This window comes from Algoriphagus terrigena DSM 22685 (genome assembly GCF_000429445.1).
Taxonomy (GTDB): Bacteria; Bacteroidota; Bacteroidia; order Cytophagales; family Cyclobacteriaceae; genus Algoriphagus; species Algoriphagus terrigena.
Genome location: NZ_AUBW01000004.1, coordinates 14,058 through 37,467, shown reverse-complemented (window position 1 = coordinate 37,467; position 23,410 = coordinate 14,058). Strand labels below are relative to the sequence as shown.

Genomic DNA, 23,410 nt, shown 5'->3' with positions numbered 1-23,410 from the left:
CCATGAACCTGCAGGGGAAGCGGATACTATTGGGAGTGACTGGCAGCATTGCTGCATATAAGTCTGCCCATCTGACCCGCTTGCTCATCAAATCCGGAGCTGAAGTGCAAATCATCATGAGCACTTCAGCTCTTGATTTTATTACCCCACTCACTTTGGCCACGCTGTCCAAGCGCCCGGTTTTTTCGGATTTCTCTGATAAGAAAACAGGCGAATGGCACAATCACGTGGAGCTTGGCCTTTGGGCTGATCTTTTTGTCGTCGCTCCACTGAGCGCGAATTCCTTGGCAAAATTTGCCAACGGACTCTGCGACAACCTGCTCGCCGCCACCTACCTCTCAGCCCGCTGTCCAGTGATGCTAGCTCCGGCGATGGATCTGGATATGTATCAACATCCAGCAGTCCGGGCTAATCTCAAGAGGTTAAGCTCCTTTGGAAATACCCTATTGGATGCCGAAAGCGGTGAGCTTGCCAGCGGTCTTTCGGGCCAGGGAAGAATGATGGAGCCGGAGCATATCTTGGCACAGGTGGAGATCTTTTTCGCCCGGAAAAAAGACTTTCAGGGGAAAAAGGTACTCATCACCCTAGGCCCGACCCAAGAGGCGCTTGATCCGGTGCGGTTTATCAGCAATCATTCCAGCGGCAAGATGGGACTGGCGATAGCCAATGCATTCAAATCGAGAGGAGCCGAAGTTTTCTTGGTGGCTGGCCCCATAGCACTTCCTCTCAATCCATCCGATTTCCATCTTCGCAATGTGAAGTCAGCCGACGACATGTACCGCGCGGCTCAAGAACTCCATCCTAAAATGGATTTTTGCGTCTTTGCGGCAGCTGTAGCGGACTACGCACCTGCCCAGGTGGCTCCGGAGAAGATCAAAAAGAATGATGCGGAGATGTCCATCTTGCTAAAAAAGAATGTGGATATCGCTTTGGAACTTGGGAAGGTGAAAAGGCCCGGCCAGATCCATGTCGGCTTTGCTCTCGAAACGGAGAATGAGGAGCAGCACGCAAAAGGCAAGTTGGAAAGGAAGAACTTCGATCTGATAGTTTTGAATTCTGCCAGAGATACGGGCGCGGGATTTCAGCACGATACCAATCGGGTAAAAATCATTCATCAGGATGGGCGGATGACAGACTCTGGTCTTGTTTTGAAATCCGAAGTCGCGGAAATGATTTTGGATGAGATCAAAAAGGCCCCTGTTTGGATTTGAGCTCTGGAATTTTCCCTATTTTAGGCTCATGACAAGATTCAGGCTGCTGGTAGTGCTATTCTTTTTTGCCCAGGGGATTCAGGCCCAGGAGCTGGATTTCACCGTCATCATCAACAGTGACCGCTCTAGGATCCAGAATACGAATATTTTCACTCAAATGAAGACCAGTTTTGAGCAGTTTCTCAACGGTCGGTCCTGGACAGACGATGAGTTCCGTCCCGAGGAAAGGATCAAAGGAAATCTGCTGATCACGATCAACGAGGTGCCGCAGGTCGGCGTGTACAATGCCACCGTACAGGTGCAGGTCGTCCGGCCAGTATATGGCACCAATTATGAGTCTTTGATTTTCAACTATGCCGACAGAAACTGGACGTTTGAATACATCGAGTCACAGCCGCTGGAGTTCAACAGATTTACGTTTCTGAACAACATCAGCTCTCTTTTGGCATTTTATGCCCACATCGCTATGGGGATCGACTACGATACCTTCTCCAGCCGAGGTGGGGACCCTTTTTTCGAAGCTGCCAACGACATCGTCAACAATGCCCAACAGTCGGGTAGGGCTGGCTGGGTTCAAAGCCAGTCAGACCGGAGAAGCCGCTACTGGCTGATCAATGATATTTTTGTCTCACCGATTTATTCGCCAATACGCGACGCTTACTACCTCTACCATCGCCAGGGAATGGATTTGGTGCAGGTCGATCCCGAGACGGCTTACAAGAACATCCTGGAGGCCATCAGGATGGTTGCTGAAGCCAACAAACTACAGCCCAATGGCATATTCACGATTTCTTTTGTGGACGCCAAGTCAGATGAGATTGCCGAGATTCTGAAAAACGCGCCGTTTGAAATCCGTGATGAGGCTGTGAAATTGCTTCTGGAAGTTGATCCAAATAACGCCAGAAAGTACAACGAGCTACTGAGAAGCTAAGCCCGTTTTTTTTAGCTTTGTTCAAAGGTTTTCCAGTCCATGCTCAAATCGCTTAGCATCTCAAATTACGCCCTGATCGATCAACTACACATGCAACCCAGCAGTGGGCTGAGTATGATTACAGGTGAAACCGGTGCCGGAAAATCCATCATGCTGGGGGCCGTCGGGCTTCTACTTGGCAATCGATCCGATACCAAAGTCCTGCTTCACGAAGATAAAAAGTGTGTCGTCGAAGGTCTTTTTGAAATCGGAGAATACGGCCTTCGGGAGTTTTTTGAGCAGGAAGAGCTCGATTATGAGGAAACCTGCATTATTAGGAGAGAAATCAGCCCTGGAGGGAAGTCACGCTCTTTTGTCAATGATACGCCCGTCTTGCTCGATTTCCTGAAGACCCTTGGCGCCAAATTGATGGACGTACACTCCCAGCACGACACGCTTCAGCTCGGAGAAGGAAGCTATCAGTTGGCTTTGGTTGACGCCTATGCGCAGACCCAACCGGAGTTGATGGAATATCAGAAAACCTTTAAAGCTTTCAGAAAAGCCAAAGCCAGTTACGAAGAGCTGCGACAAAAGGCCATTGAACTAAAGAAGGAAGCCGATTTCAATCAATTTCAGCTGGATGAATTGAGTTCGCTGTCTCTTGTCGTTGACGAGCAGTCGGAACTGGAGTCGACTCAAGAGGTCCTTGAAAACGCCGAGGAAATCAAACTCAAGATCAACGAAATGCTGGATCTGTTTCAAGAAGAACAGTTTGGGGTAGTTCAAGGGATGGGGCAGATTCTGCATGGAATGCAAAGCTTGGAGCGTCTGGCACACAAGTTTTCTGAACTGAGGGAGCGCTTTCAAAGCGTCCTGATCGAGGTGAAAGATGTGGTAGATTCCCTTGGCAACGAAGAAAGCAAGGTTGAAATCGACTTTGAGAAACTGGACAAAATCCGTGATCGATTGAGCAGAATCTACCAACTTCAAAAAAAACATGGAGTGAATTCGGTGGAAGAGCTGATGACGATTGAGAGCGGACTTGCAGATAAAGTATTCCAATTTCAGAATCTGGATGAAAGTCTGTCCGTAGCAGAGGTCGAGCTGAAGGAAGCTCAGGATGCGATGGTAGCTGCCGGTGGAATCTTGACTCAAAAACGTAAAAACTGTTTTGCTCCCTTCGAAAACGAGCTTCAGGGACTTCTCGCCGGTCTGGGAATGGAGAATGCGAAGATTCAGCTCGAGCATAAAGTTGCTTCTCCCTCCATTGCCGGATTGGATGAGGTCGAACTGCTCTTTTCTGCAAATAAAGGCGGTACTCCCCAAGCCTTGAAAAAGGTGGCTTCCGGCGGTGAATTCTCCCGATTACTATTTGCGATCAAGTATTTGATGGCGGATAAGATGGCGCTACCGACACTGATTTTTGACGAAATCGATACCGGAATTTCGGGAGAGGTAGCCCTCCAAATGGTGAGAATGATGAAAGAGATTGCCACGAGACATCAGGTGATTTGCATCACTCATTTACCCCAAGTAGCAGCAAAAGGCGACTTACATTACTTTGTGTACAAGGACAATTCCTCAGATAAGACCGTCAGCAAAATCAGGCTTTTGGCACCAGACGAACGAGTGGAAGAACTTGCAAAGATGATCGCGGGGGCCAATCCGTCAGCTTCTGCGGTAGAGAGTGCCAAGGAGCTCTTGCTCAATTGAGGGGAGTAATGCCGAATTTTCCCTATTTTTACGCAGAATTTTTGAAATCAATCCAAAAGCTATATGCCAGAAAATTTGCTCAAAGGAAAAGTGGGGATCATCACAGGTGCACTGGATGAAAACTCAATTGCCTGGAAAACTGCACTGAAAGTCAAAGAACAGGGTGGAAGGTTTGTACTCACCAACGCCCCGATCGCAATGCGGATGGGTGCTATCAACGAGCTTGCACAGGAGTGCAATACGATCGTGGTGCCTGCGGATGCGACTTCGGTTGAAGATATCGAAAAGCTGTACGCGGAATCCAAGGAGTTTTTGGGTGGAAACTTTGATTTTCTCCTGCATTCCATCGGGATGTCGCCAAATATCCGGAAGGGAAGATCTTACGGAGACCTGAATTATGAGTGGGCGATGAAGTCATACGACGTCTCCGCGGTTTCATTTCACAAGATGATGCAAGTGGCTGAGAAAACGGACTCGATGAACGAATGGGGATCCATAGTCGGTCTTTCTTACATTGCTGCCCAACGCGTATTTCCTTTCTATACAGATATGGCGGATGCCAAAGCCTTGCTGGAGAGCATCGCCAGAGGATATGGATATCGCTATGGAAAACTGAAAAAGGTACGTGTCAATACTATCTCCCAGTCTCCAACCAAAACTACTGCCGGATCAGGCATCGGCGGATTTGATTCTTTTTACAACTTCGCTGAGGCGCTTTCTCCTTTGGGAAATGCGTCTGCTGAGGCTTGTGCGGATTACATCGTGACCATGTTCTCTGACCTCACCCGAATGGTTACGATGCAGAATCTCTTCCATGACGGAGGCTATTCCTTTACCGGGATCTCCGAGGACATCATGGAGAAGTTCAAGGATTTATAAAAATCAAAAAACGACCCCAAATGAGCCCGGCTGGAAACAGTCGGGCTTTTTTAATGGTGTCCGGCTGTCCGAATTCCATTTTTTCCTGCGGCATTTTGTTTTATCTTTTAATTTAATCAAACCACCATCTTATGTTGAAAAGACTTTTACTCACGGCCTGTGCGTGTTTTGCATTGACCGTGCAGGCCTTCTCGCAGATCACACCTGCACCTGCTAGAGCAGAAGGAGAAGGTCCGTATATTAAATTGATCATCCGAGGGGTGACCCTCATCGACGGAACCGGTGCGCCGCCTGTCGGGCCGGTGGATATCGTGGTGGAAAAAAATCGGATCACCCAGATCCGAATCGTGGGCTATCCCGGACTTCCGATTAATGACAATCGCCGACCCAAAGCAGATTCCACCACCCAGATTCTTGATTTGGAAGGGCACTATTTGCTTCCCGGCTTTGTGGATTCACATGGGCATATCGGAGGTGAGGGTCAGGGAACGCCGGCAGAATATGTCTATAAACTTTGGATGGCTCATGGTGTCACCACGATCAAGGACCCTTCAGCCGGGAATGGACTGGATTGGGTTTTGGATCAAAAGAAAAAATCTCTGGCCAACGAGATCACCGCACCCCGAATCCTCGCCTATACTTCTTTTGGTCAAAAATCAGAGGTGCCGATTACCACGGCGGCTCAAGCCAAAGCTTGGGTCAATCAAAACAAAGCCAAAGGTGCAGACGGGATTAAGTTCTTCGGCGCTAATCCCGAAGTGATGGAAGCGGCTATTTCCGAAAACAAAAAGATAGGCCTTCGATCCATCATGCATCATCAGCAATTGGATGTGGCCCGTTGGAATGTCCTGAATTCCGCTCGTGCTGGATTGACGGCAATGGAGCATTGGTATGGATTGCCAGAGGCACTATTTGAAAACCGGACTATCCAGGACTTCCGACTGGATTATAACTATCAGAATGAGCAGCATCGATTCTCTGAGGCCGGGAAGCTTTGGAAACAGGCAGCTCCTCCTTTTTCAGAGCATTGGAACAAGGTCATGAATGAGCTGATCGAATTGGATTTTACGCTGGATCCGACATTCAATATCTATGAGGCAAATCGGGATCTGATGCGTGCTCGGACTCAGGAGTGGCATACCGTCTATACTTTGCCCTCCCTTTGGAGGTTTTATGCCCCAAGCCGACAGTCACATGGTTCCTATTGGTTCGACTGGACCACAGAGGAGGAAGTGCTTTGGAAAGAGAATTACAGACTTTGGATGACTTTTGTAAATGAATACAAAAATAGAGGGGGACGTGTCACGGCAGGTTCTGACTCCGGATTCATCTATCAGTTGTATGGATTTGCGTATATCCGGGAACTTGAGTTACTCCGAGAAGCTGGATTTCATCCACTCGAAGTCATTCGTGCCGCCACCTTGAGTGGAGCCGAGGCCATGGGAATGGAGAAGGAGATTGGAACGGTTGAAGTCGGGAAATTGGCTGATTTTGTGATCGTGGAGGAAAACCCGCTTCAAAATCTAAAAGTTCTCTATGGAACAGGGACGATTCGAATCAATGATCAAAACGAGCCTGTTCGGGTAGGCGGTGTCAAATACACCGTTAAAGACGGAATTGTCTATGATGCTAAAAAATTACTGGAAGACGTCCGTAAGATTGTCGACGAGCAAAAAGCAAAAGAAAACTACCAAATCACTCAGCCTGGACTGGACTGGTGATTTTCGAAGGGAGCGCTTGGAGAGAGAATGAAGTCGGTCCTTCATTCTCTCTTTTTGCTTTGAAACCCTTCGGATTGATAGATTTGAAAATATTTCACATTTTTTTGAGGGGATTGAAACCTTTGCTTACATTTGTATGTATATACATTAAATACAAAGTGAAATAAAATGGGAAAGATAGAAGAAGCAATTCAGCAGAAGGAATTCAAAGACCAGTTTAACAAAGCGGTTGTGAATCTGATCTATACCCACAGCTATTTGGTGACCGCCCAGAGTGTGCTGTTCAAGCCGCATGATCTTTCTCCTGAGCAATACAATGTCTTGAGAATATTGAAAGGTCAAAACGGCGTGCCCACGACGGTTTCTTCCATTCAGGATCGCATGCTTAACAAAATGTCCAATGCTTCGCGTCTGGTAGAAAAACTGAAGATGAAAGGTCTTGTCGAAAGAAATGAATGTCCGGCGGACCGGAGGCAGGTTGATATCCTGATCACCGAGAAAGGGCTTGAATTGCTGAAAACGATTCAGAAGCAGGTGGAGGAAAGTAACGTAGAGTATATCAATCTGACGAATGACGAGGCAATCCAGCTGAATGATTTACTAGACAAGTTGAGAGGGTAAAAAAATTTAGACATATATATGTCTATACAAATAATGTAAACACAAATTAATTTTCAAAAACAAATAAATCAGACCAATTATGAGCACTACAAAATGGAGTATCGACACAACTCACTCAGAAGTATCTTTCAAAGTAAAGCACCTGGTGATTTCAACCGTTACAGGGTTTTTCAAGGAATTTGAAGGAGCGGCAGAATCTGCCAATGACGATTTCGAAGGAGCAAAAGTGAGCTTTACGGCAGACGTAAACAGCATTGATACCAATCAGAAAGATCGTGATGCGCACTTGAAATCTGCAGATTTCTTTGACGCAGAGAATTATCCTAAATTGACTTTCTCTGGAAATATCACCAAAGTAGGCGGCGAGCACAAGCTGGTCGGCGAGCTGGAAATCCGGGGAAATAAGAAGGAAGTAGAGCTTGATGTTGAGTTTGGCGGAGTAGTGGCTGATCCTTGGGGACAGACCAAAGCCGGATTTGAGATCGAAGGGAAAATTTCCCGAAAAGAGTTTGGTTTGACTTGGTCCGCAGTGACCGAAGCCGGAAGTGTGGTGGTTAGTGATCAAGTAAGATTGCACCTGAGCGTCCAGCTGGTCAAACAGCAAGTAGAAGTTTCCGAAGAAGCTACAGCCTAATTAATGAAAGCTGCCTTCGGGCAGCTTTTTTTTACCCAAAAAAGAAAGGAACAACCATGAAACCATTAATCACCGGCATCCACCACATCACAGCGATCGCCGGAAATCCTCAACAGAACGTCGATTTCTACTCCGGAATCTTGGGATTGAGATTGGTGAAGAAGACCATCAACTTTGATGCTCCCGACGTCTATCACTTTTATTTCGGTGATGAGTTGGGTAGGCCGGGGACTGTCTTCACGACCTTTCCCTTTACAGGTGCGAGAAAAGGCTCCAAGGGAACAGGAGAGCTGACTTACACGGCCTTTTCCATCGGCAAAGATTCATTGGACTATTGGATAGAGCGGCTGAAGAAGTTTGGTGTTTCCGTATCTGACGTGCAAACCAGGTTTGGAGAAAAATTGATTCGTTTCGAAGACCATGACAGCATGGGTATCGAGCTGGTGGCTAATGATTCGGATGAGCGTCCGGGATGGACTTATGGTCACATTCCTGCTGAGCATTCGATCAGAGGCTTTTACGGTGCAACGCTGAACCTCCAATCTAAGGAACTGACCGAACAGCTTTTGACTCGTCACATGAATTACAAGGTGATCGGACAGGAAGGGGATCGGTTTCGATATGGCACTGAAGGTAAGCCTGGAGATATTGTAGATATTTTGGTCAATCCAAACGGTCGGAGAGGCTCCCAGAGCGCAGGCACCGTGCACCATATCGCCTTTAGGACCGAAAATTCGGCGTCTCAATTGGCTGTTCAGGAAATCCTGATGCAGAATGGATACATGGTAACCGAGGTAAAGGATAGAAACTACTTCACGTCAATCTATTTCCGCGAGCCGGGAGGAGTTCTGTTTGAGGTAGCTACCGACGAGCCTGGCTTTGCGATTGACGAAGACGAAGCGCATTTGGGTGAGTTGATCAAATTGCCGGAATGGGCAGAGCCTAGCCGAGAAAGAATAGAAAAGAATCTTGCTCCCGTAAAACTTGATTTCGAATCCTATGTATGATGTCAAAAGGAAAGGGATTCCCCTGACGGAAGCTAAGAAAGCAATCATTCTGATTCATGGCCGTGGAGCTACCGCTGACAGTATCTTATCCCTTAGTTCTTACCTGAATTTGACCGATTATGCAATTTTGGCGCCTCAGGCGAACGGAAATTCCTGGTATCCGTTTGGATTTATGGCCTCGGATGCTGGGAATAAAGTTTCCCTAGAGCAGTCTCTTGAAACGCTCGAAGAAGCTCGAACAGAGATCTTGAAAGCCGGAATTCCAAATGAGCAGATTTACCTGCTGGGATTCTCGCAGGGAGCCTGTCTCAGCTTAGAGTTCGCCGCACGTAATGCCGCCAAATTTGGAGGGATAGTGGCCTTCACCGGAGGCTTGATTGGGGAAAAGCTCGATGCGGAAAAGTATTCGGGAGATTTTTCGGGTACGCCGGTTTTCATCGGTAGCAGTGACAGGGATTTTCACGTCCCTGCTAAAAGGATAAATGAATCGGCCGATCTGCTTCGCAAAATGGGAGCAGACGTGACCGTCAAGCTATATGAGGATCCGGATCACACGATCCGGACGGACGAAATAAACTGGGTAAACCATAAAATTTTTATGTAGCCAATGGGCCATACTCGATTTCTTGTAAGGTCTATTTAGTTAAAAAATCCCCGGCAGGTTGTCGGGGTATTTTTTTGTCTTTTCGAGTCTCTCGGATTTGTCGAATAGCCCAATAACATGCTTTTTTGGGCTTAAAAATGTTTTTGTAAGTGTCTGATAATAAATAAAATAAACGATGTACTTGGAATTTACTCAATGTATTGAGTAAATTTACTCAGGATATAGAGTAAATGTACAATGGCGTACCAGAGAGCAGAAAAAGCAAGCATCCAAAAACGTCTTCAAGATGAGCCACGCAGGTTCATTCAGGTGATCTATGGCCCTCGGCAGGTCGGCAAGACTACGCTCGTACGCCAGGTAATCAAAGACATGGATGCGCCAAATACGCTCGTGGCAGCGGACGCCGTGCCGGCAACTGATCGGGTGTGGATCGCTCAACAGTGGGAGACAGCCCGGCTGAAGCAAGCTCAAAATCCTGAAGTCCCCTATTTGCTGGTCATTGACGAGGTGCAGAAGATTGACAACTGGAGCGAGCAGGTCAAGGCGGAGTGGGACAGAGATACCGCGGAGGATCGGGATATTCGAGTGGTGCTGTTGGGATCTTCGCGGCTCATGCTGCAGCAGGGCCTGACAGAGTCTTTGGCAGGGAGATTTGAATCATTGTATTTGGGACATTGGTCTTATCGGGAGATGAGGGATGCTTTCGCATTGACTGCGGAAGAGTACATCTGGTACGGAGGCTATCCGGGCGCGATTACGCTGAGGGACGATGAAGACCGTTGGAAGAATTACGTTCGTGATTCCTTGTTGGAGACGAGTATTTCCAAGGATATCCTCATGCTGACCCGAGTGGATAAGCCGGCCCTGATGCGGAGGTTATTCGAGATAGGATCGGCCTATTCTGGTCAGGTTCTCAGTTTTACCAAAATCATGGGACAGCTGTCTGATGCTGGTAACACGACTACGCTGGCCAATTACCTGGCGCTGCTTAATGAAGCAGGGCTTTTGGCAGGCTTGGAGAAATACAGTCCCAATCTCGTCCGTAAGCGTTCGTCTGTTCCCAAATTCATGGTTCACAATACCGCCATCATGTCTGGTATCACGAATGAAACCCGAGAGACGCTGCTCGCAGATCATCGGGCTTGGGGGCGGTGGGTTGAGTCTGCCGTGGGAGCACATCTGATCAATCAGGCTTTCAAGGAGAAGAAACTGAACATCTACTACTGGCGGGAAGGGAATGATGAGGTGGATTTTGTGGTAGAATACAAAAAGCGAATTATCGCTCTGGAGGTTAAGACTTCCAAAGTGGGCAGTCTGACCGGTTTGAATTCCTTCGCCCGGCAATATCATCCCGAAAAATCCTTGGTCATCGGGACGGACGGAATCCCTTGGCAGGAGTTCTTGCAGATGGACGTTTTAGATCTTTATTCTTAAAAGACAACCGATTTGGTTGTCTTTTTTTATATAAGAACTGTCACAAATCGGGAGTTTCCAGCTTTAATTTCTTTTAAAAATCTTTGATTTTTTAGCTAAAAATATTTTTATAAGTCATTGATATACAATTATTAATAGCTCTATTTTTGATTTTACTCAACGTATTGAGTAAATTACCTCATTACGTTGAGTAAAATAAATTAATTAGTATGAGTAGGTGATTTTGGAGCCAGTTTCCGGATCTAACTCAACCTGCGCAAATACGCCGACTTCCTGCTGCAGTTCTTCGACATGGCTGATGATGCCGACTATTCTGTTTTCGTGACGCAGGGATTTTAAGGTTTCGAAGACCACCCGAAGAGCATTCTTGTCCAATGCGCCGAAACCCTCGTCCATAAAGAAGAAACTCTGATCCGCCTGATTGAGTGATTTGACCTTTTCTGCCAAAGCCAACGCCAGGCAAAGCGATGCCTGAAAAGTCTGGCCTCCAGAAAGTGTCTTGAGCAGCCGTCTTTTGCCCCCGTTTAGATAATCGATCACCCAAAAGGTGTTGTCGTCGTCGATATCCAGACTCAGACTGTTTTTGGTCAGCTTCATAAAGCGCACGTTGGCGGTATTGCAGAGCTCCTTGAGATAGATAGAGCTGACATATTTGACAAAGCCGCTGCCTTTGAACAGTCTGTCCAGCTCCGCCAAGTAGGATTGGCGAGTGTCCAATTTCGCAAGGGAAGCTTGAAGAGATGCTTTTTCGATCAGTTTTGCTTTCAGTTCCTGGATCTCCCGATCTAAGAGCAGCGCTTGGTTTTGGCTCGATTCCACGGCAGTTTTCAGCTCCTTGAATTGGGCAGCGAGCTGTTGAAACAGTTCTTCCTGAAAATCGCTGATGCCCTCTTCACGTTCTAATTCCTCTGTTCTGTTTTCGGCGATGGCAAGCTTCTGATCGAATTGGGTGATCTCACGCAGGACTTTTTCGGCGTCCAGCGAATGCTGGAAAAGATGCACCAACCTCGCCTCATCTGTAAATCCATGTTGCCTTTTCAAAGACTCAAAATCTGCGTGAAGAGCTTCCAGCTTGATTGCGCTTTGGGTTCTCAGCTTTCCGAAGTTTTCCAGATCAGCTTCGTTTTTGATTTGTTCCCCACGCTTTTCGCGGAGGTGTTTTTGCTTGCCTTCCAGGAGCTGCATAGCCTCTTCGATGTCCTTCTCGACCTTTGCAATGGTTGCTCGGATCGACTCGGAATCCCGGTCGAAAAACTGCCGACAGAAGACCATGTCTTTGATTTCTTCTTTTTTGGAAGATGCGTTGGACTGAAACGACTGGTGTCTCAGCAGGGCGTTTTGGTAGGCTTGCTCCGATTTTTCCAACACCATTCGTTCGGCCTGCCATTGCTGGCGCAACGTTTTCACTTCCAGTGCGAGTCGGTCTTTTTGTTGGGCGCTTTGCTGGATCGACTGGATTTTTTCCGTTAACTCTTCCATCGAGCTGAGCTGCATGCTAGCAAGGTTTTGCTTCAATGCAGACAGATTGCTTTTTATCTCGCTCTTTTCAGATTCTTGGGTCGTTAGGGTTCTCCGGATGGTGGTCAATTGGAAATTGAATTCCGCTTGCTTTTGGAGCAAGACAGAGATCGTGTCCAGCAGCTCTTTTGCGCTTTCTATTTGCTTGGCTTTTTCCCTAAGAAGAGATTCATCCGTCTCCGTCTGAAGAGGGCTGGGGTGATCCGCAGCGCCACAAAGTGGACAGGGCTCGCCTTGGTGGAGTAAGTGGACATGTGCGGCAAGTCCTTGCTTTTGGATCAAAGAATCCCGCTCGTTATCCATTTTTTGAAGGTTTTGCTTTTGGCTATCGAGCCAGGTCTCCAGAGAGGCTTCTCCTTTTGGTAGTCTTGAGTTGATCTCGTCCAGCGCACGGGTGATGCTCGTTGACTCCGTCGTGAGCTGCGCAATTTCCTGATCCAGTTTAGAGATTTGATTGAGCCAATTCGCCCAATCCTTTGCGTCACTCATCCGCTGCGCCAACTGACTGCTGTCTGTTGGCGCGACGGCATCCGCCTGCTTTTCCAGCGATGTGATCGTGTCTTCCAGGGTTTTTTGAGCGGCTTTTTTTGTGTCTATTTCAGGTTTTAGCGTTTCCAAAGCCGCGACCGCCAGCCTTAGATTCTCATTCAAAAGCTGGATTTCGATGACCTTTTTCAAGTCACGGATCTTGCTTTCACGGGCGGGCCGCTCCTGATTTTTCTGCTTGAGCTCGATCTCCTCTCTCTCCAAAACCGCTACTTCCCTTGCAAATTCAATCTTGAACCGCTCACAGTCGGTGACGCTGACCGTGTATTTTTCCAGATCGGCTTTGGTCTCCCTGAGCTGTTCCCAGACCGGGCGGAGGTGTGTTTTTGCAGTGATAAACTCTGCATGCAGTTGTCGCTTGGATTCTATTTCAGGTTTCAGCGCCAGCAGTTCCGACTTTTCTGCACGGAATTTTAGCAACTGTTGATGCTTGGCTTGTTGGGTTTCTTTTTTGCGGATTTCGGCATCGGCGGCTCGAAGTTGTTGGGAGGCTTTGAGAGTTTGTTTTTGCAGCTCTACCAGCTGGATTTCTTTCACCGACAGGGTCTCCTGGGTAAAATCTTCTAAGCCCGAAAGCTGTGTGTCCAGCCTGATTTTTTCCTCTCGAACTGTTTTCAACAAGGAACCTGCCTTTCGCGAAAGATCAAATCGCTCCAGCCCAAAAAGCTCTTTCATCATCTCCGCCCGGGGCCCGGGAGTCAGGTCGATAAACTCTCTAAACTTGCCTTGCGGAATGATAACCGTCTGCTTGAAATGCTCCTTTTTCATCCCGACGATCTGTTCTGCGCCGTCCGTGACGGGCGCCCATTCGCCATTTACTTTTTCGTAAAAGGTGTGCTCGGCAGGCTTTACGTCGTCGAAATTTTTGGAATTCCGCTTGGCGGAATAGCGCGCGAGGTAGGTTTTGGCGTTGTTTTTTCCAGCGTTGAATTCGAAGTTCAGGAGCACCTGATCGCTCTGAAGGTTGAGCATGCTGTTCTTTTCTCCGCGGTCCGCAAGCCGCTCCGTGCTGCCATACAATGCCAAAAGCACCGCTTCCAAGATTGCAGATTTTCCGCTACCAACCGCTCCAAAAATCCCAAAAAGTCCGGCACCTGTCAGCTGGGTGAAGTCGATCGTTTGCTTTTCCCTGTAGGAATAGAGGCCCTGGATTTCGAGTCGTACGGGGATCATGCTTGGTCGGTTTGGCTGATGACTTCTTTGAAAATCTCCAAGAGTTCGGCGTTGGGTTCCTGGCCTTTTTCACTTTCGTAGAAAAGCTTGAAAAGGCTCTCCATGTCCCTGTTCAGGTCTTCGGCTTGCAGCGAAAAGTCTTCTCTGCCGGAAGGGTTTTTGATCTGCGGGATGAGGTTGACAATGCCGTCGTGGGCTTTTAGGATGGCTTTGCGGGTTGCGGCGTCGATAGAATGCTCAGTCACAAAGGTCAGCTCCACGAAGCAATAGGGATTCGCTTCCAGCCACTCCAGAGCCGGGGCCAGTTGATCAAATGTCTTTCGACAAAGTGGACGTCCCTGCTTTAGGCCAATCGCACGATAGGAGACCGGCGTTCCGGGCTCGGCTTCGATCAGAATCACCTGCTTTGTCTGATCCGCTTCAGAGAAGGAGTAGGCGAGCGGCGAACTGGCATAGACGACCGGTATGCTGTCATGTCCTACCGCGTGGTGGCGATGTAGGTGGCCCAGCGCTGCGTATTGAATCTGGCTTGGGATGTTTTTGGTGAAAAGCGACTGTGTGCCGCCCACGTGGAGGATCGGGCGTTCGGATTCCGGTTCGGCCTCGGGCTTTTCTCCTTCTTTCATGAAAAAGAAATGTCCGAGAAACAGATTTACCCCCTGCTCGTCGCAATGCGTATCCGCGAGCTGTCTCCAGTTTTTCTCCAGGAGACTGCGAAATTCCGATTCCCGGTCGCCTTCTCCCAGATAGGTTTTCAGCGAAACTTCATTTGCATACGGAGCCAAGATCGCCCGAATTGGGAAGTCAAAGGCAGGAAGCCTGATCTCCAGAAAGCCGCTCGCAGAGCGTGTGATTTCCACCCCTGAATCCAGCCTTCCTAGAGGAATCACCGAGTCGTACCGGCTGTAAAACAAGATCCCCAGCTCCCGCGCCAAGGGATCCGGCGCCTCGACAAACTGCGTACTGTCGTGGTTGCCGGAGATGGCGATAATGGGACGGCTGCCGTTTTTTGAGAGTTTTCGAAGTGTTTTGTAGAGTAATTCCACGGCTTCGTGGGCAGGATTGAAGCTATCGAAGATGTCTCCGGCGAGAAGCACCAGATCGACGTTTTCCTGATCCGCGATCTGGCAGATTTCTTCCAGCACGAGCTTTTGCTCTTCGAGTCGGGAGTATTCCTGAAGACGCTTGCCGAGGTGCCAGTCGGCGGTATGGAGGATTTTTATCATTTGGTCAGCGATCGATGGTCAACAGTCCGCGCAATAGAAAGAACCTGCGGAGCAGCATTCAAGATCTTGTAGGACGATGAACGGGACAATATCTACTAAGGTAATCGTGTTAGAGGCATCCTCCAAGGCTAAAAAAATCTCACGTCAGCAATTGGCACTTTTATTGGGAAAGGCGGCGGATAGCTTAAATTCGGTGGTGAAGATTTCCTTCCTTTTGTTTTTCATGTGTGGACTTTTTGCCTTTGGAGCGCAAGCCCAAGTGGATTCGCTCCTGATTCAGGAGGGGACGGCGAGTTTTTACGGGAAAAAATTTCACGGCAAGAAAACAGCCAACGGAGAGATTTTTTCACTGGACAGCATGACTGCCGCACACAAACGCCTGCCCTTGGGGACTTGGGTGCGGGTGATCAATAAGAAAAACCACCTGTCCGTGGTGGTCAGGATCAATGACCGGCTTCCCGCCTATTCCAAGCGCCAGATTGATATCTCACGTGCGGCAGCGGAGCGGATAGAGATGGTGCGCGACGGCTTGGCGAAGGTACGGGTAGAGGCTGTGGATCTGGAGGAATTGGACCGACTGGTCGAATACTATGCGGACAAAGAGCATCCCGGACTGAGGATTCGGCCATATTTTCGGATTATTGAAGTGCCGGATAGGGAGCTGGATTTGCGGTTAAAATAGGTTAAGACTTTTTGTTCTTAGTTGGCGTTTAGGTGTTTTTACATTGCCTTAAATCAGATTGTTATATCTTTTTAATGGCTTGTCTAATCGCTTTCGAAAGAGTTGCTTCCAAATAAATTTTACCCTAACTGGTTTTTACGTCTTAGTTTTTCTACTTTGAAGTCATAACATTCCTTTTTTCAAGGAGATGGTCATATTATTTGATGGAGTTTTCGATTATCCTTAAACTATCCCGTACCCAATGAAAAACCTGTTTTTTGGCTTTATCCTTTTATTGTTTGCCTGCTCCGAAGCGAAGGACGATTCCAAGGAAATCGCTGCTGAGTCCTTTAGAAATGAAGTGGCCGCCACCGAAGTGCACGTGGCAATGGCGGAAAAGAAAAGCTTCGATTATCTGATCAATGCAATTGGCAAGCTGGAAGCGCGAAGCGAAGTCAAGGCACTGGTAGAGCGGGAAGGGTATCTGGAGAAAGTTCAGGTGCTGGAAGGTCAGTCCGTTGAAAAAGGCCAGATTATCGCTACGCTGGACCGTCGGGAAGCGGAGTTTGCACTGGAAAAAGCCAAGATAGCAGTCACGAAAGCCCAGTCTGAACTGGAAGTCTTGAAGGCTCAATACCATCTGGCCTTGGCTTCCGAAGATTCTGCGGTTTCCAATCTTGTTCAAAATCGTATCCTAGTTAACAGCGGTCTTTCGCTCGCGGAAGTAGAACTCAAAGAAGCCCAACTCAACCTCTCCCGATGCGAAGTCCGTGCGCCGGTCTCCGGCAAGATCGCCAACATCAAATTCAAAGAAGGCAGCCTGGTGACAAAGAATGCGGAGTTTGCCGAGATCCTTTCTACGGACGAGCTTCTCCTGCGGGTGATGGTGTTGGAGTCGGACATTCCATTGATTTCCCCCAATCAGCGGGCGGAGATCTATCCCATCTCGGACGCCCAAAACGCGCTCGACGGCCGGGTGACTGCCATCAATCCCAAAGTGGACGAAAATGGCCTGGTTCAAGTCTCCATTTCTCTCAACTCTGTCAAAAATCTTCTCCCCGGTATGAACGCCCGGGCAATCATTCGCGCTCCGCAAAGCAACAGTCTGGTCGTGCCGAAAGATGCCGTAGTCTATCGCTCCGGCAGAGCGGTGGTCTTCACCATCGAAAACGGTAAGGAATCCAAATGGAACTATGTGGAGGTGGGCAAAGACAACGGGCAGGAAATCGAAATCCTGGAGGGAATACCGGAAAACAGTACGGTCATCACGACCAACAACCTCCAATTGGCTCATCAGGCTCCTGTCCAAATCGTAAAAGAATAAGCCATGATCCGATTTTTGCTGGAGCGGCCTATTGCGGTGTTGATGTCTTTTGTGGCCCTGATGGTTTTTGCGTTCATCGCATTTCGGCTGCTGCCGATCTCGCTGCTGCCGCCGATCGATGTGCCGCAGATCGTGATCAAGGTTACCTATCCCAATGCCTCTCCCGAATCCATCGAACAGAATGTCCTGCTTCGGATCCGAGAGGGACTCACCACGCTCAGCGGACTGGAAGAGATGGAAAGCAAGGCGGGTTCCGAGATCGGAACCGTGCGGTTGACCTTTGACTACGGCACCCGGATGGAGCTGGCCTACATCGATGTCAATGAGAAGATTGACCGGCTGACCAATTCGTTGCCCAAGGATTTGCCCCGTCCTGAAGTGATTCGGATCAACACATCTGACATTCCCGTCGCCCGGGTGCAAGTCATCCCAAAAGAGGGAATCGATCCGATCGAGATCAGCCTGCTGGCGGAAAATGTCCTGAAAAAACGGATCGAGCAGCTTCCCGGTGTGTCGCTCGTGGACATCAACGGCAAGCGGGAGCGGATCATCTCTGTCCAGCCCAACGATCAGGCACTGGCAGCTTTGGGGATGAACCAGCTTGATCTCATCGATGCGATCAAGGCCGGAAACGCCGAGCTACCGGGCATCAGCGTGAAGGATGGACAGTTCCGCTACTTCCTGCGGCTCGCCACCCGGGTAGATACACCAGGTGACATCGAAGCGCTTCCGGTTCGCTCCAAGTCCGGGGTGATTGTACCACTTGGACGGCTGGCGCAGGCTCGCTATGAGACGCAGGAGATGCTGGGTTTTCACCTTTTCGGACAAAGGGAGGGCTTGGTCATCTCCGTCCACAAGCAGGCTTCGGCCAAGATGAATGAGCTGATCCCAGAGCTAAAAAAATCCCTCGAGCTCTTCCGAACGGACTATCCTCAGGTGGACTTTGAGTTGACGCAGGATCAAAGCAGTCTGCTCAATGCCGCCATCTCCAACCTGCAAACGAGCTTGCTTTTCGGAGGAATTTTCGCGTTCGGGATCTTGTTTCTTTTCATCAAAGACTTCCGGATTCCCCTGATCATGGGGATCAGCCTGCCGACTTCGCTGCTGATCAGCTTGCTGGTTTTCTATTTTTTCAATATCTCGATCAACATCATCTCGCTTTCCGGCCTGGCGCTGGGCATCGGGATGCTGATCGACAATGCCATCATCGTACTCGACAATATTACCCGCAAGCGGGAGTCCGGCCTCGGGTTGTTTGAGTCCTGCGTGGAGGGAGCCAACGAAGTGATGGGCGCTCTGATCAGTTCGGTGCTGACGACGCTGGCAGTATTTGTGCCGCTGGTCTTCCTGAGCGGGATCTCCGGAGCCTTGTTTTATGACCAAGCGGTGGCGGTGGCAGCGATCCTGTCGGTCTCGCTGTTGGTGGCTTTTGTGCTGCTGCCTCTGCTGTATTGGTTGATTTTCAGCAGGGGAAAAAAGACGTTGCCACAGGGGGAACCTCAGGCATTTCTAAAGACGTTGGCGGTCTACGAGCGGGGATTTGATTGGGTTTTTGCTCGGAAAAAGGCGGCGTTGATCGGCTTTTTTCTGCTGATTCCATTGGGTTTGGGTCTTGGACTGATGCTGCCGACCGCCGGACTTCCCGAGATCGAAAAGCCGGATGCTACGCTGGAGATTGATTGGAATGAACCGATCTCCGCTGCCCAAAACCGGGACAGGATGAAAGAGCTGGTTGGGCAATTGCAGGACTATGAGCAGGCAGAGGCGGATATAGGCATTCGCCAATTCTTGCTTTTTGACGGCGACAATTCCATCCAGAAGTCGCAGCTTTACCTGCTTTTTCCTTCTGAAAAAGAAAAGTCAGAGCAACTGGCTCTCCTCAGGAGCACACTTGATAGCAAGTATCCGCAGGCGACTTTCGTGCTCGGCGATGCGCCCAATGCCTTTGATCAGCTCTTCAATTCCAATCTGCCCTATTTCGAAGTGAGGTGGAAAGACCTGGCGCAGAAGAAACCCATCCCCGCCGAAAAGATGAAGCCTTGGTTGGAGACTTTTCCGGCGACTGCCTGGACTCCGGGGCCTGGATTGCAGGAGGAAAGTTCGGTGCTTTTTACGCTCCTCACCGACAAGCTGGCGCTGTATCAGATTCCGGTGGAAAATATTCAAGAGCAGCTTTCCCGGCTTTTTGGGGTCTTTACAATCACAGATATCCGGCGATTCGGGGAGATTACGCCGATTCGTCTACGAGAAAACCAGCATCGATTTGAGGATCTGCTGAAGACGACCAGGGTCTACGCTTCGGACAGCACGTCCTATTTGCTTCGGGAATTTGTGGACTATCGCTACGCCGATCTCTATAAATATGTGACGGCTGATCGGGGAGGCATCTACCAAAGCGTGGAAATCGATGACCCAAAGCCCGATTCCAAAGTTGCGGAGTATGTGGAGTGGGGCGTGGAGAAGAATCTCAGCGTGGAGACGAAGGGGCAGTTTTTCGCAGATCAGAAAAATCTGAGTCAGCTGATTGGGATTTTGGGGATTTCGGTGCTGCTGCTGTATTTTATCCTGGCGGCGCAGTTCGAGAGCTTTGTCCAGCCGCTGATCGTCGTGTTTACTTTGCCGCTGGGGATTGCGGGGGCGTTTTTGGTGCTGCTGATTTGCGGAGCTTCGCTCAATGTCATGTCTGCCATCGGGCTGGTGGTGATGCTGGGCATCATGGTTAATGACGCGATCTTGAAGATCGATACGATCAATCGACTGAAGATCGACATCGCCCAGGATCTGAGTTTGACGGAACTGGACGTGAGAGAAAAGGCAATTCACGAAGCGGGAAAGATCCGGCTCAAGCCGATCCTGATGACTTCCATCACGACGATCCTGGCACTTGTTCCGATTATTTTCAGCTCGGGGCTGGGAGCGGATTTGCAGCGTCCGCTGGTTTTTGCGGTGATTGGAGGGCTGACGATCGGGACTGTGACGGCGTTGTTTTTTGTGCCGCTGATGTACTGGTTTTTTGACACAAAGGTTGGTATAAAAGAAAAGCTATGACGCCATTTCGGGTTTTGATCGCATTTGTGGTGCTGGCCATCTTAGGCTTTGCCACGGTGCCATTACTCTCCGTGGATCTCAATCCCCGTGAGCGGGAGCCGGTGTTCACGATCAGCTTTGGCATCCCGCAGTCTTCTCCCGAAGTCATCGAAAAGCTTGGCACTTCTCCACTGGAGGGCGTATTGTCCCAACTGACCGAGCTCAAAAAGATCACCTCAGTGTCCAACTACGACCGGGGATCCATCACGCTCCGATTTGACAAAAAAGCGGATATGGAGTTGAAGAAATTTGAAGTGCTGGCCCTGATCCGCCAAGTTTATCCCAAGATGGATGAGCGCTTGAGCTACCCGATCGTAACGCAAAGCGCCGAGTCGAGAGACGACTTCAAGACGCCGATCCTGACGTATAGCATCAATGGGCCTTTTGCTTCATTTGAGATAAAAAAGATCACCGAAGATGTGGTCAAGCCCGCTTTGACCCGCTTTGCGGACGTGGAGGAAGTGCAGATCCGGGGGGCAAATGACCTGCAGGTGTACGTCACCTTTGATGTGCAAAAGATGCAGGCCTTTGGCGTCACCAAGGCAATCCTGAGTCAGCAGATCAGCAGATCCTTCGGACAGAAGTTTCCCGGGACGGTGTTCAACAGCGAAGGAGAGACCTTGTTTGTGACGCTCGACTCCAAGCTGAACACGCTTGATCAGCTGGATAATCTCATCGTGAGGAACTCGGCGCAGCTGGAAGTGCGGGTGAAAGACCTCGCCTCGGTGACTTTGGAGGAAGCAGAGCCGACCACCTATTATCGGATCAACGGGAATAATTCGGTGACTTTGGCGGTGTACAACCGGGACGGCGTGAACAAAGTCCTCCTGGCCAAAAGTCTAAAAGCCTCCGTCGAATCCGCTAAAATCGATCTTCCTCCAGGTTTTGAGATCCGTTTGGAAAATGACGACACCGAGTTTTTGGAGAAAGAACTGAGCAAAATCTACCAACGCTCGGGACTTTCGATCCTGATCCTGATTGCCTTCATTTTTCTGATCAACCGCAACTGGAAATATCTCAGCATCCTATTTCTGGGGATCTTGATCAATCTGAGTTTGACGGCGATGATCCTCTATTTTCTGAAGATAGACATCCATCTTTACTCGATTGCCGGCTTGACAATCAGCTTTGGCTTGGTCGTGGATAATGCGATCGTCATGGTGGATCATTTGCACAAGCACCGCAACCGAAAGGTGTTTTTGGCACTGCTGGCGGCCTCGCTCACCACCGTGGCTGCGCTGCTGATGGTCTTGCTTTTGCCGGAGGAAGACCGGAAAAACCTCACGGAATTTTCGATTGTCGTCTCCGTGATGCTTGGAGTCAGTTTGCTAGTGGCCCTGTTTTTTACCCCGGCTTTTTACGAGTTGCTTTTCAAAGAATCTGCCAGGAAGGGCCGCAAACTTACTTTTTCCCAACTGAGAAAGCGTGCATCCTGGATGAACCACTACGAAACGGGCATATCCTTGACAGCACGCTATCGCAAAAGCTTTCTGTTCTTGATTCTACTACTTTTTGGTACCCCGATCTTCTTTCTCCCCGCCAAATGGGAAGGTCAGGAATGGTACAACAAGACGGTGGGGAATACCTTTTATCAGGAGGAAATCCGGCCCTATGTGGACAAAGCGCTTGGCGGCACGCTGCGGATGTTTGTCCGGGGAGTCTATGAGAAAAGTGTCTATCGCGAACCGGAAAAGACTCGGCTTTACGTGTCCGCCCGCTTGCCTTTTGGCAATACGCTGCAGCAGATGGACTTCATCATGCGGGAGTTTGAGGAGTATTTGAAGGGCGTGAAAGGCATTGACCAGTTTGTGACCTATGTGATGTCGGGGCAGCAGGCGCAGATCACGATCACCTTTGACGAGGCACATGAAAACGGTGCTTTACCCTATCAACTCAAGGGGAGACTGTCGGTAAAATCTACGGATTGGAGCGGAGCGCAATGGAATATTTTTGGAGTCGGACAGGGATTCTATACGGGTGGAGGCAGCGATCAGATTCCCTCGTTCCGGGTTGAGATGAAGGGCTACAACTTTGACGAGCTGGAGCGACAGGCGGAGGTTTTGGCAGAAAAACTTAAAAAACACAAACGTGTCCCCGAAGTCAATACCAACGAGCGGGCATCCTACTCCGAACAAAAAACCCAGGAATATGTGCTGCGACTGGATCAAAATCAGATCGCACTCGGTGGCACCAACCAGTTTGAAGTGCTTACCACGCTGCAGGACCTGTCCAAACCTCAGATGAATTCAGCTTATCTGACGCTGGCCGACAAAAATTACGGACTGTTGATCCGCGAAAAGCATGCGGAGGCATTCAGCAAGTTCGACCTCGAGCAAAAAGGCCTGATCAGCGGCGAAGACCGGATCATGAAGATCTCCGATTTTGGCAGTCTCAATCTCGAAACTACCACCAACGCGCTGCACAAAGAAGACCGGCAATACATCCGCGTGGTATCTTTTGAATACATGGGATCGGCCAAATTTGGCAATGAATACCTGGAAGAAGTCCTGAAGGAAATGAAAGCCCAAATGCCGATCGGCTACGAAGCGAAGAAGCAGGAATGGACGTGGGGAACGGAGCAAGCCAAGCGGCAATACGCGTTGTTGGGCTTGTTGATTGTCGGTATTTTCTTCATCTGCACGATCCTGTTTGAGAATTTCCGTCAGCCGTTTTACATCATCTTCCTGATCCCCATTAGCTTTATTGGGTTGTTTTTGACTTTTGCAGTCGGCGGCTTCAACTTTGACCGGGGCGGATTTGCGGCCTTTGTAATGCTGGGAGGACTGGCGGTCAATGCCGGTATTTTTATCCTCAACGACCTGAACAACCTCCGATCCGGGACATTCAACCGCAATATCTTGAAATCAGTGGCAGGCAAAGCGATCCCAATCCTACTGACGGTGCTCTCGACTTGCTTTGGTTTGGTGCCTTTTATCATCGAGGGACAAAACGAGATTTTTTGGTTTTCCCTGGCTATCGGCACGATCGGGGGGTTGGTGTTCAGTCTCGTGGGCGTGTTTTGGATTCTGCCGGTGATGATGTGGAGGAAGGCAAGGACTTCTCCTGTAAAACATCAGCCGGAAGTGTAAATCTTCCGAGTGGGTGCTGATATCGGGGAATTATGTGCTTATTTTTTGCCTC

Annotated in this window: 16 protein-coding genes; 14 read left to right on the top strand and 2 right to left on the bottom strand. The window is 49.2% G+C overall.

Going from position 1 to position 23,410, the window contains the following annotated elements:
* Nucleotides 1-2: 2 nt before the first annotated feature.
* The 10 genes from coaBC (at nucleotide 3) to G459_RS0102390 (ending at nucleotide 10,734) form a co-directional block, all read left to right on the top strand.
* On the top strand, nucleotides 3-1,211 hold the full coding sequence (gene coaBC / locus G459_RS0102440) for a bifunctional phosphopantothenoylcysteine decarboxylase/phosphopantothenate--cysteine ligase CoaBC (protein ID WP_026966215.1): 1,209 nt from the start codon (nucleotides 3-5) through the stop codon (nucleotides 1,209-1,211).
* A gap of 28 nt (nucleotides 1,212-1,239) precedes the next feature.
* A complete protein-coding gene (porD, locus tag G459_RS0102435; protein ID WP_026966214.1) occupies nucleotides 1,240-2,142 on the top strand; it encodes a type IX secretion system protein PorD in 903 nt (300 codons plus the stop codon).
* 39 nt (nucleotides 2,143-2,181) lie between these two features.
* Complete coding sequence (gene recN / locus G459_RS0102430; protein ID WP_026966213.1) at nucleotides 2,182-3,834, top strand: DNA repair protein RecN; 1,653 nt, start codon at nucleotides 2,182-2,184, stop codon at nucleotides 3,832-3,834.
* Nucleotides 3,835-3,897: 63 nt separating this feature from the next.
* Nucleotides 3,898-4,713 (top strand): enoyl-ACP reductase FabI, encoded by an 816-nt coding sequence (locus tag G459_RS0102425; RefSeq protein WP_026966212.1) that lies wholly within the window; start codon nucleotides 3,898-3,900, stop codon nucleotides 4,711-4,713.
* Nucleotides 4,714-4,844: 131 nt separating this feature from the next.
* The gene (locus G459_RS0102415) at nucleotides 4,845-6,434 is read left to right on the top strand and encodes an amidohydrolase family protein (RefSeq protein WP_035455040.1); all 1,590 of its coding nucleotides are present in this window, start codon (nucleotides 4,845-4,847) and stop codon (nucleotides 6,432-6,434) included.
* A gap of 168 nt (nucleotides 6,435-6,602) precedes the next feature.
* The gene (locus G459_RS0102410) at nucleotides 6,603-7,055 is read left to right on the top strand and encodes a MarR family winged helix-turn-helix transcriptional regulator (RefSeq protein WP_026966210.1); all 453 of its coding nucleotides are present in this window, start codon (nucleotides 6,603-6,605) and stop codon (nucleotides 7,053-7,055) included.
* Nucleotides 7,056-7,134: 79 nt separating this feature from the next.
* Nucleotides 7,135-7,689 (top strand): YceI family protein, encoded by a 555-nt coding sequence (locus G459_RS0102405; RefSeq protein ID WP_026966209.1) that lies wholly within the window; start codon nucleotides 7,135-7,137, stop codon nucleotides 7,687-7,689.
* A gap of 56 nt (nucleotides 7,690-7,745) precedes the next feature.
* The gene (locus G459_RS0102400; protein WP_026966208.1) at nucleotides 7,746-8,696 is read left to right on the top strand and encodes a ring-cleaving dioxygenase; all 951 of its coding nucleotides are present in this window, start codon (nucleotides 7,746-7,748) and stop codon (nucleotides 8,694-8,696) included.
* Nucleotides 8,689-9,300: an alpha/beta hydrolase gene (locus tag G459_RS0102395; RefSeq protein WP_026966207.1), complete on the top strand. Its 612-nt coding sequence runs from the start codon at nucleotides 8,689-8,691 to the stop codon at nucleotides 9,298-9,300. The genes G459_RS0102400 and G459_RS0102395 overlap by 8 nt, the downstream gene beginning before the upstream one ends.
* A gap of 237 nt (nucleotides 9,301-9,537) precedes the next feature.
* Nucleotides 9,538-10,734 carry an ATP-binding protein gene (locus tag G459_RS0102390; protein WP_026966206.1) on the top strand — a complete coding sequence of 399 codons (1,197 nt, stop codon included), beginning with the start codon at nucleotides 9,538-9,540 and terminating at the stop codon, nucleotides 10,732-10,734.
* Nucleotides 10,735-10,938: 204 nt separating this feature from the next.
* Here the strand turns inward: G459_RS0102390 and G459_RS0102385 are convergent, their stop codons facing one another.
* Both G459_RS0102385 and G459_RS0102380 read right to left on the bottom strand, forming a co-directional pair.
* Nucleotides 10,939-13,971 (bottom strand): AAA family ATPase, encoded by a 3,033-nt coding sequence (locus G459_RS0102385; protein WP_026966205.1) that lies wholly within the window; start codon nucleotides 13,969-13,971, stop codon nucleotides 10,939-10,941.
* Nucleotides 13,968-15,197 carry a metallophosphoesterase family protein gene (locus G459_RS0102380; protein ID WP_026966204.1) on the bottom strand — a complete coding sequence of 410 codons (1,230 nt, stop codon included), beginning with the start codon at nucleotides 15,195-15,197 and terminating at the stop codon, nucleotides 13,968-13,970. The genes G459_RS0102385 and G459_RS0102380 overlap by 4 nt, the downstream gene beginning before the upstream one ends.
* A gap of 76 nt (nucleotides 15,198-15,273) precedes the next feature.
* On the opposite strand from G459_RS0102380, the gene G459_RS0102375 reads away from it, so the two are divergent.
* From G459_RS0102375 to G459_RS0102360, 4 genes are all read left to right on the top strand, one after another.
* Nucleotides 15,274-15,879, top strand: coding sequence for a septal ring lytic transglycosylase RlpA family protein (locus G459_RS0102375; RefSeq protein ID WP_157373261.1), 606 nt, complete (start codon nucleotides 15,274-15,276; stop codon nucleotides 15,877-15,879).
* A 241-nt stretch (nucleotides 15,880-16,120) separates the two neighbouring features.
* Complete coding sequence (locus G459_RS0102370; protein WP_026966202.1) at nucleotides 16,121-17,182, top strand: efflux RND transporter periplasmic adaptor subunit; 1,062 nt, start codon at nucleotides 16,121-16,123, stop codon at nucleotides 17,180-17,182.
* Nucleotides 17,183-17,185: 3 nt separating this feature from the next.
* Nucleotides 17,186-20,230 carry an efflux RND transporter permease subunit gene (locus G459_RS0102365; RefSeq protein WP_026966201.1) on the top strand — a complete coding sequence of 1,015 codons (3,045 nt, stop codon included), beginning with the start codon at nucleotides 17,186-17,188 and terminating at the stop codon, nucleotides 20,228-20,230.
* Nucleotides 20,227-23,358, top strand: a complete 3,132-nt coding sequence (locus G459_RS0102360; protein WP_035455037.1) for an efflux RND transporter permease subunit — start codon at nucleotides 20,227-20,229, stop codon at nucleotides 23,356-23,358. The genes G459_RS0102365 and G459_RS0102360 overlap by 4 nt, the downstream gene beginning before the upstream one ends.
* Nucleotides 23,359-23,410 lie beyond the last annotated feature (52 nt).

What these genes read in the sequence shown, in the direction of transcription:
- G459_RS0102365 (WP_026966201.1), top strand. Translation starts at nt 17,186, where the DNA reads ATGATCCGATTTTTGCTGGAGCGGCCTATTGCGGTGTTGATGTCTTTT.
- G459_RS0102385 (WP_026966205.1), bottom strand. Translation starts at nt 13,971, where the DNA reads ATGATCCCCGTACGACTCGAAATCCAGGGCCTCTATTCCTACAGGGAA.
- recN (WP_026966213.1), top strand. Translation starts at nt 2,182, where the DNA reads ATGCTCAAATCGCTTAGCATCTCAAATTACGCCCTGATCGATCAACTA.
- G459_RS0102380 (WP_026966204.1), bottom strand. Translation starts at nt 15,197, where the DNA reads ATGATAAAAATCCTCCATACCGCCGACTGGCACCTCGGCAAGCGTCTT.
- G459_RS0102370 (WP_026966202.1), top strand. Translation starts at nt 16,121, where the DNA reads ATGAAAAACCTGTTTTTTGGCTTTATCCTTTTATTGTTTGCCTGCTCC.
- G459_RS0102410 (WP_026966210.1), top strand. Translation starts at nt 6,603, where the DNA reads ATGGGAAAGATAGAAGAAGCAATTCAGCAGAAGGAATTCAAAGACCAG.
- G459_RS0102400 (WP_026966208.1), top strand. Translation starts at nt 7,746, where the DNA reads ATGAAACCATTAATCACCGGCATCCACCACATCACAGCGATCGCCGGA.
- G459_RS0102405 (WP_026966209.1), top strand. Translation starts at nt 7,135, where the DNA reads ATGAGCACTACAAAATGGAGTATCGACACAACTCACTCAGAAGTATCT.
- G459_RS0102395 (WP_026966207.1), top strand. Translation starts at nt 8,689, where the DNA reads ATGTATGATGTCAAAAGGAAAGGGATTCCCCTGACGGAAGCTAAGAAA.
- G459_RS0102425 (WP_026966212.1), top strand. Translation starts at nt 3,898, where the DNA reads ATGCCAGAAAATTTGCTCAAAGGAAAAGTGGGGATCATCACAGGTGCA.
- porD (WP_026966214.1), top strand. Translation starts at nt 1,240, where the DNA reads ATGACAAGATTCAGGCTGCTGGTAGTGCTATTCTTTTTTGCCCAGGGG.
- G459_RS0102415 (WP_035455040.1), top strand. Translation starts at nt 4,845, where the DNA reads ATGTTGAAAAGACTTTTACTCACGGCCTGTGCGTGTTTTGCATTGACC.
- G459_RS0102360 (WP_035455037.1), top strand. Translation starts at nt 20,227, where the DNA reads ATGACGCCATTTCGGGTTTTGATCGCATTTGTGGTGCTGGCCATCTTA.
- G459_RS0102390 (WP_026966206.1), top strand. Translation starts at nt 9,538, where the DNA reads ATGGCGTACCAGAGAGCAGAAAAAGCAAGCATCCAAAAACGTCTTCAA.
- G459_RS0102375 (WP_157373261.1), top strand. Translation starts at nt 15,274, where the DNA reads ATGAACGGGACAATATCTACTAAGGTAATCGTGTTAGAGGCATCCTCC.
- coaBC (WP_026966215.1), top strand. Translation starts at nt 3, where the DNA reads ATGAACCTGCAGGGGAAGCGGATACTATTGGGAGTGACTGGCAGCATT.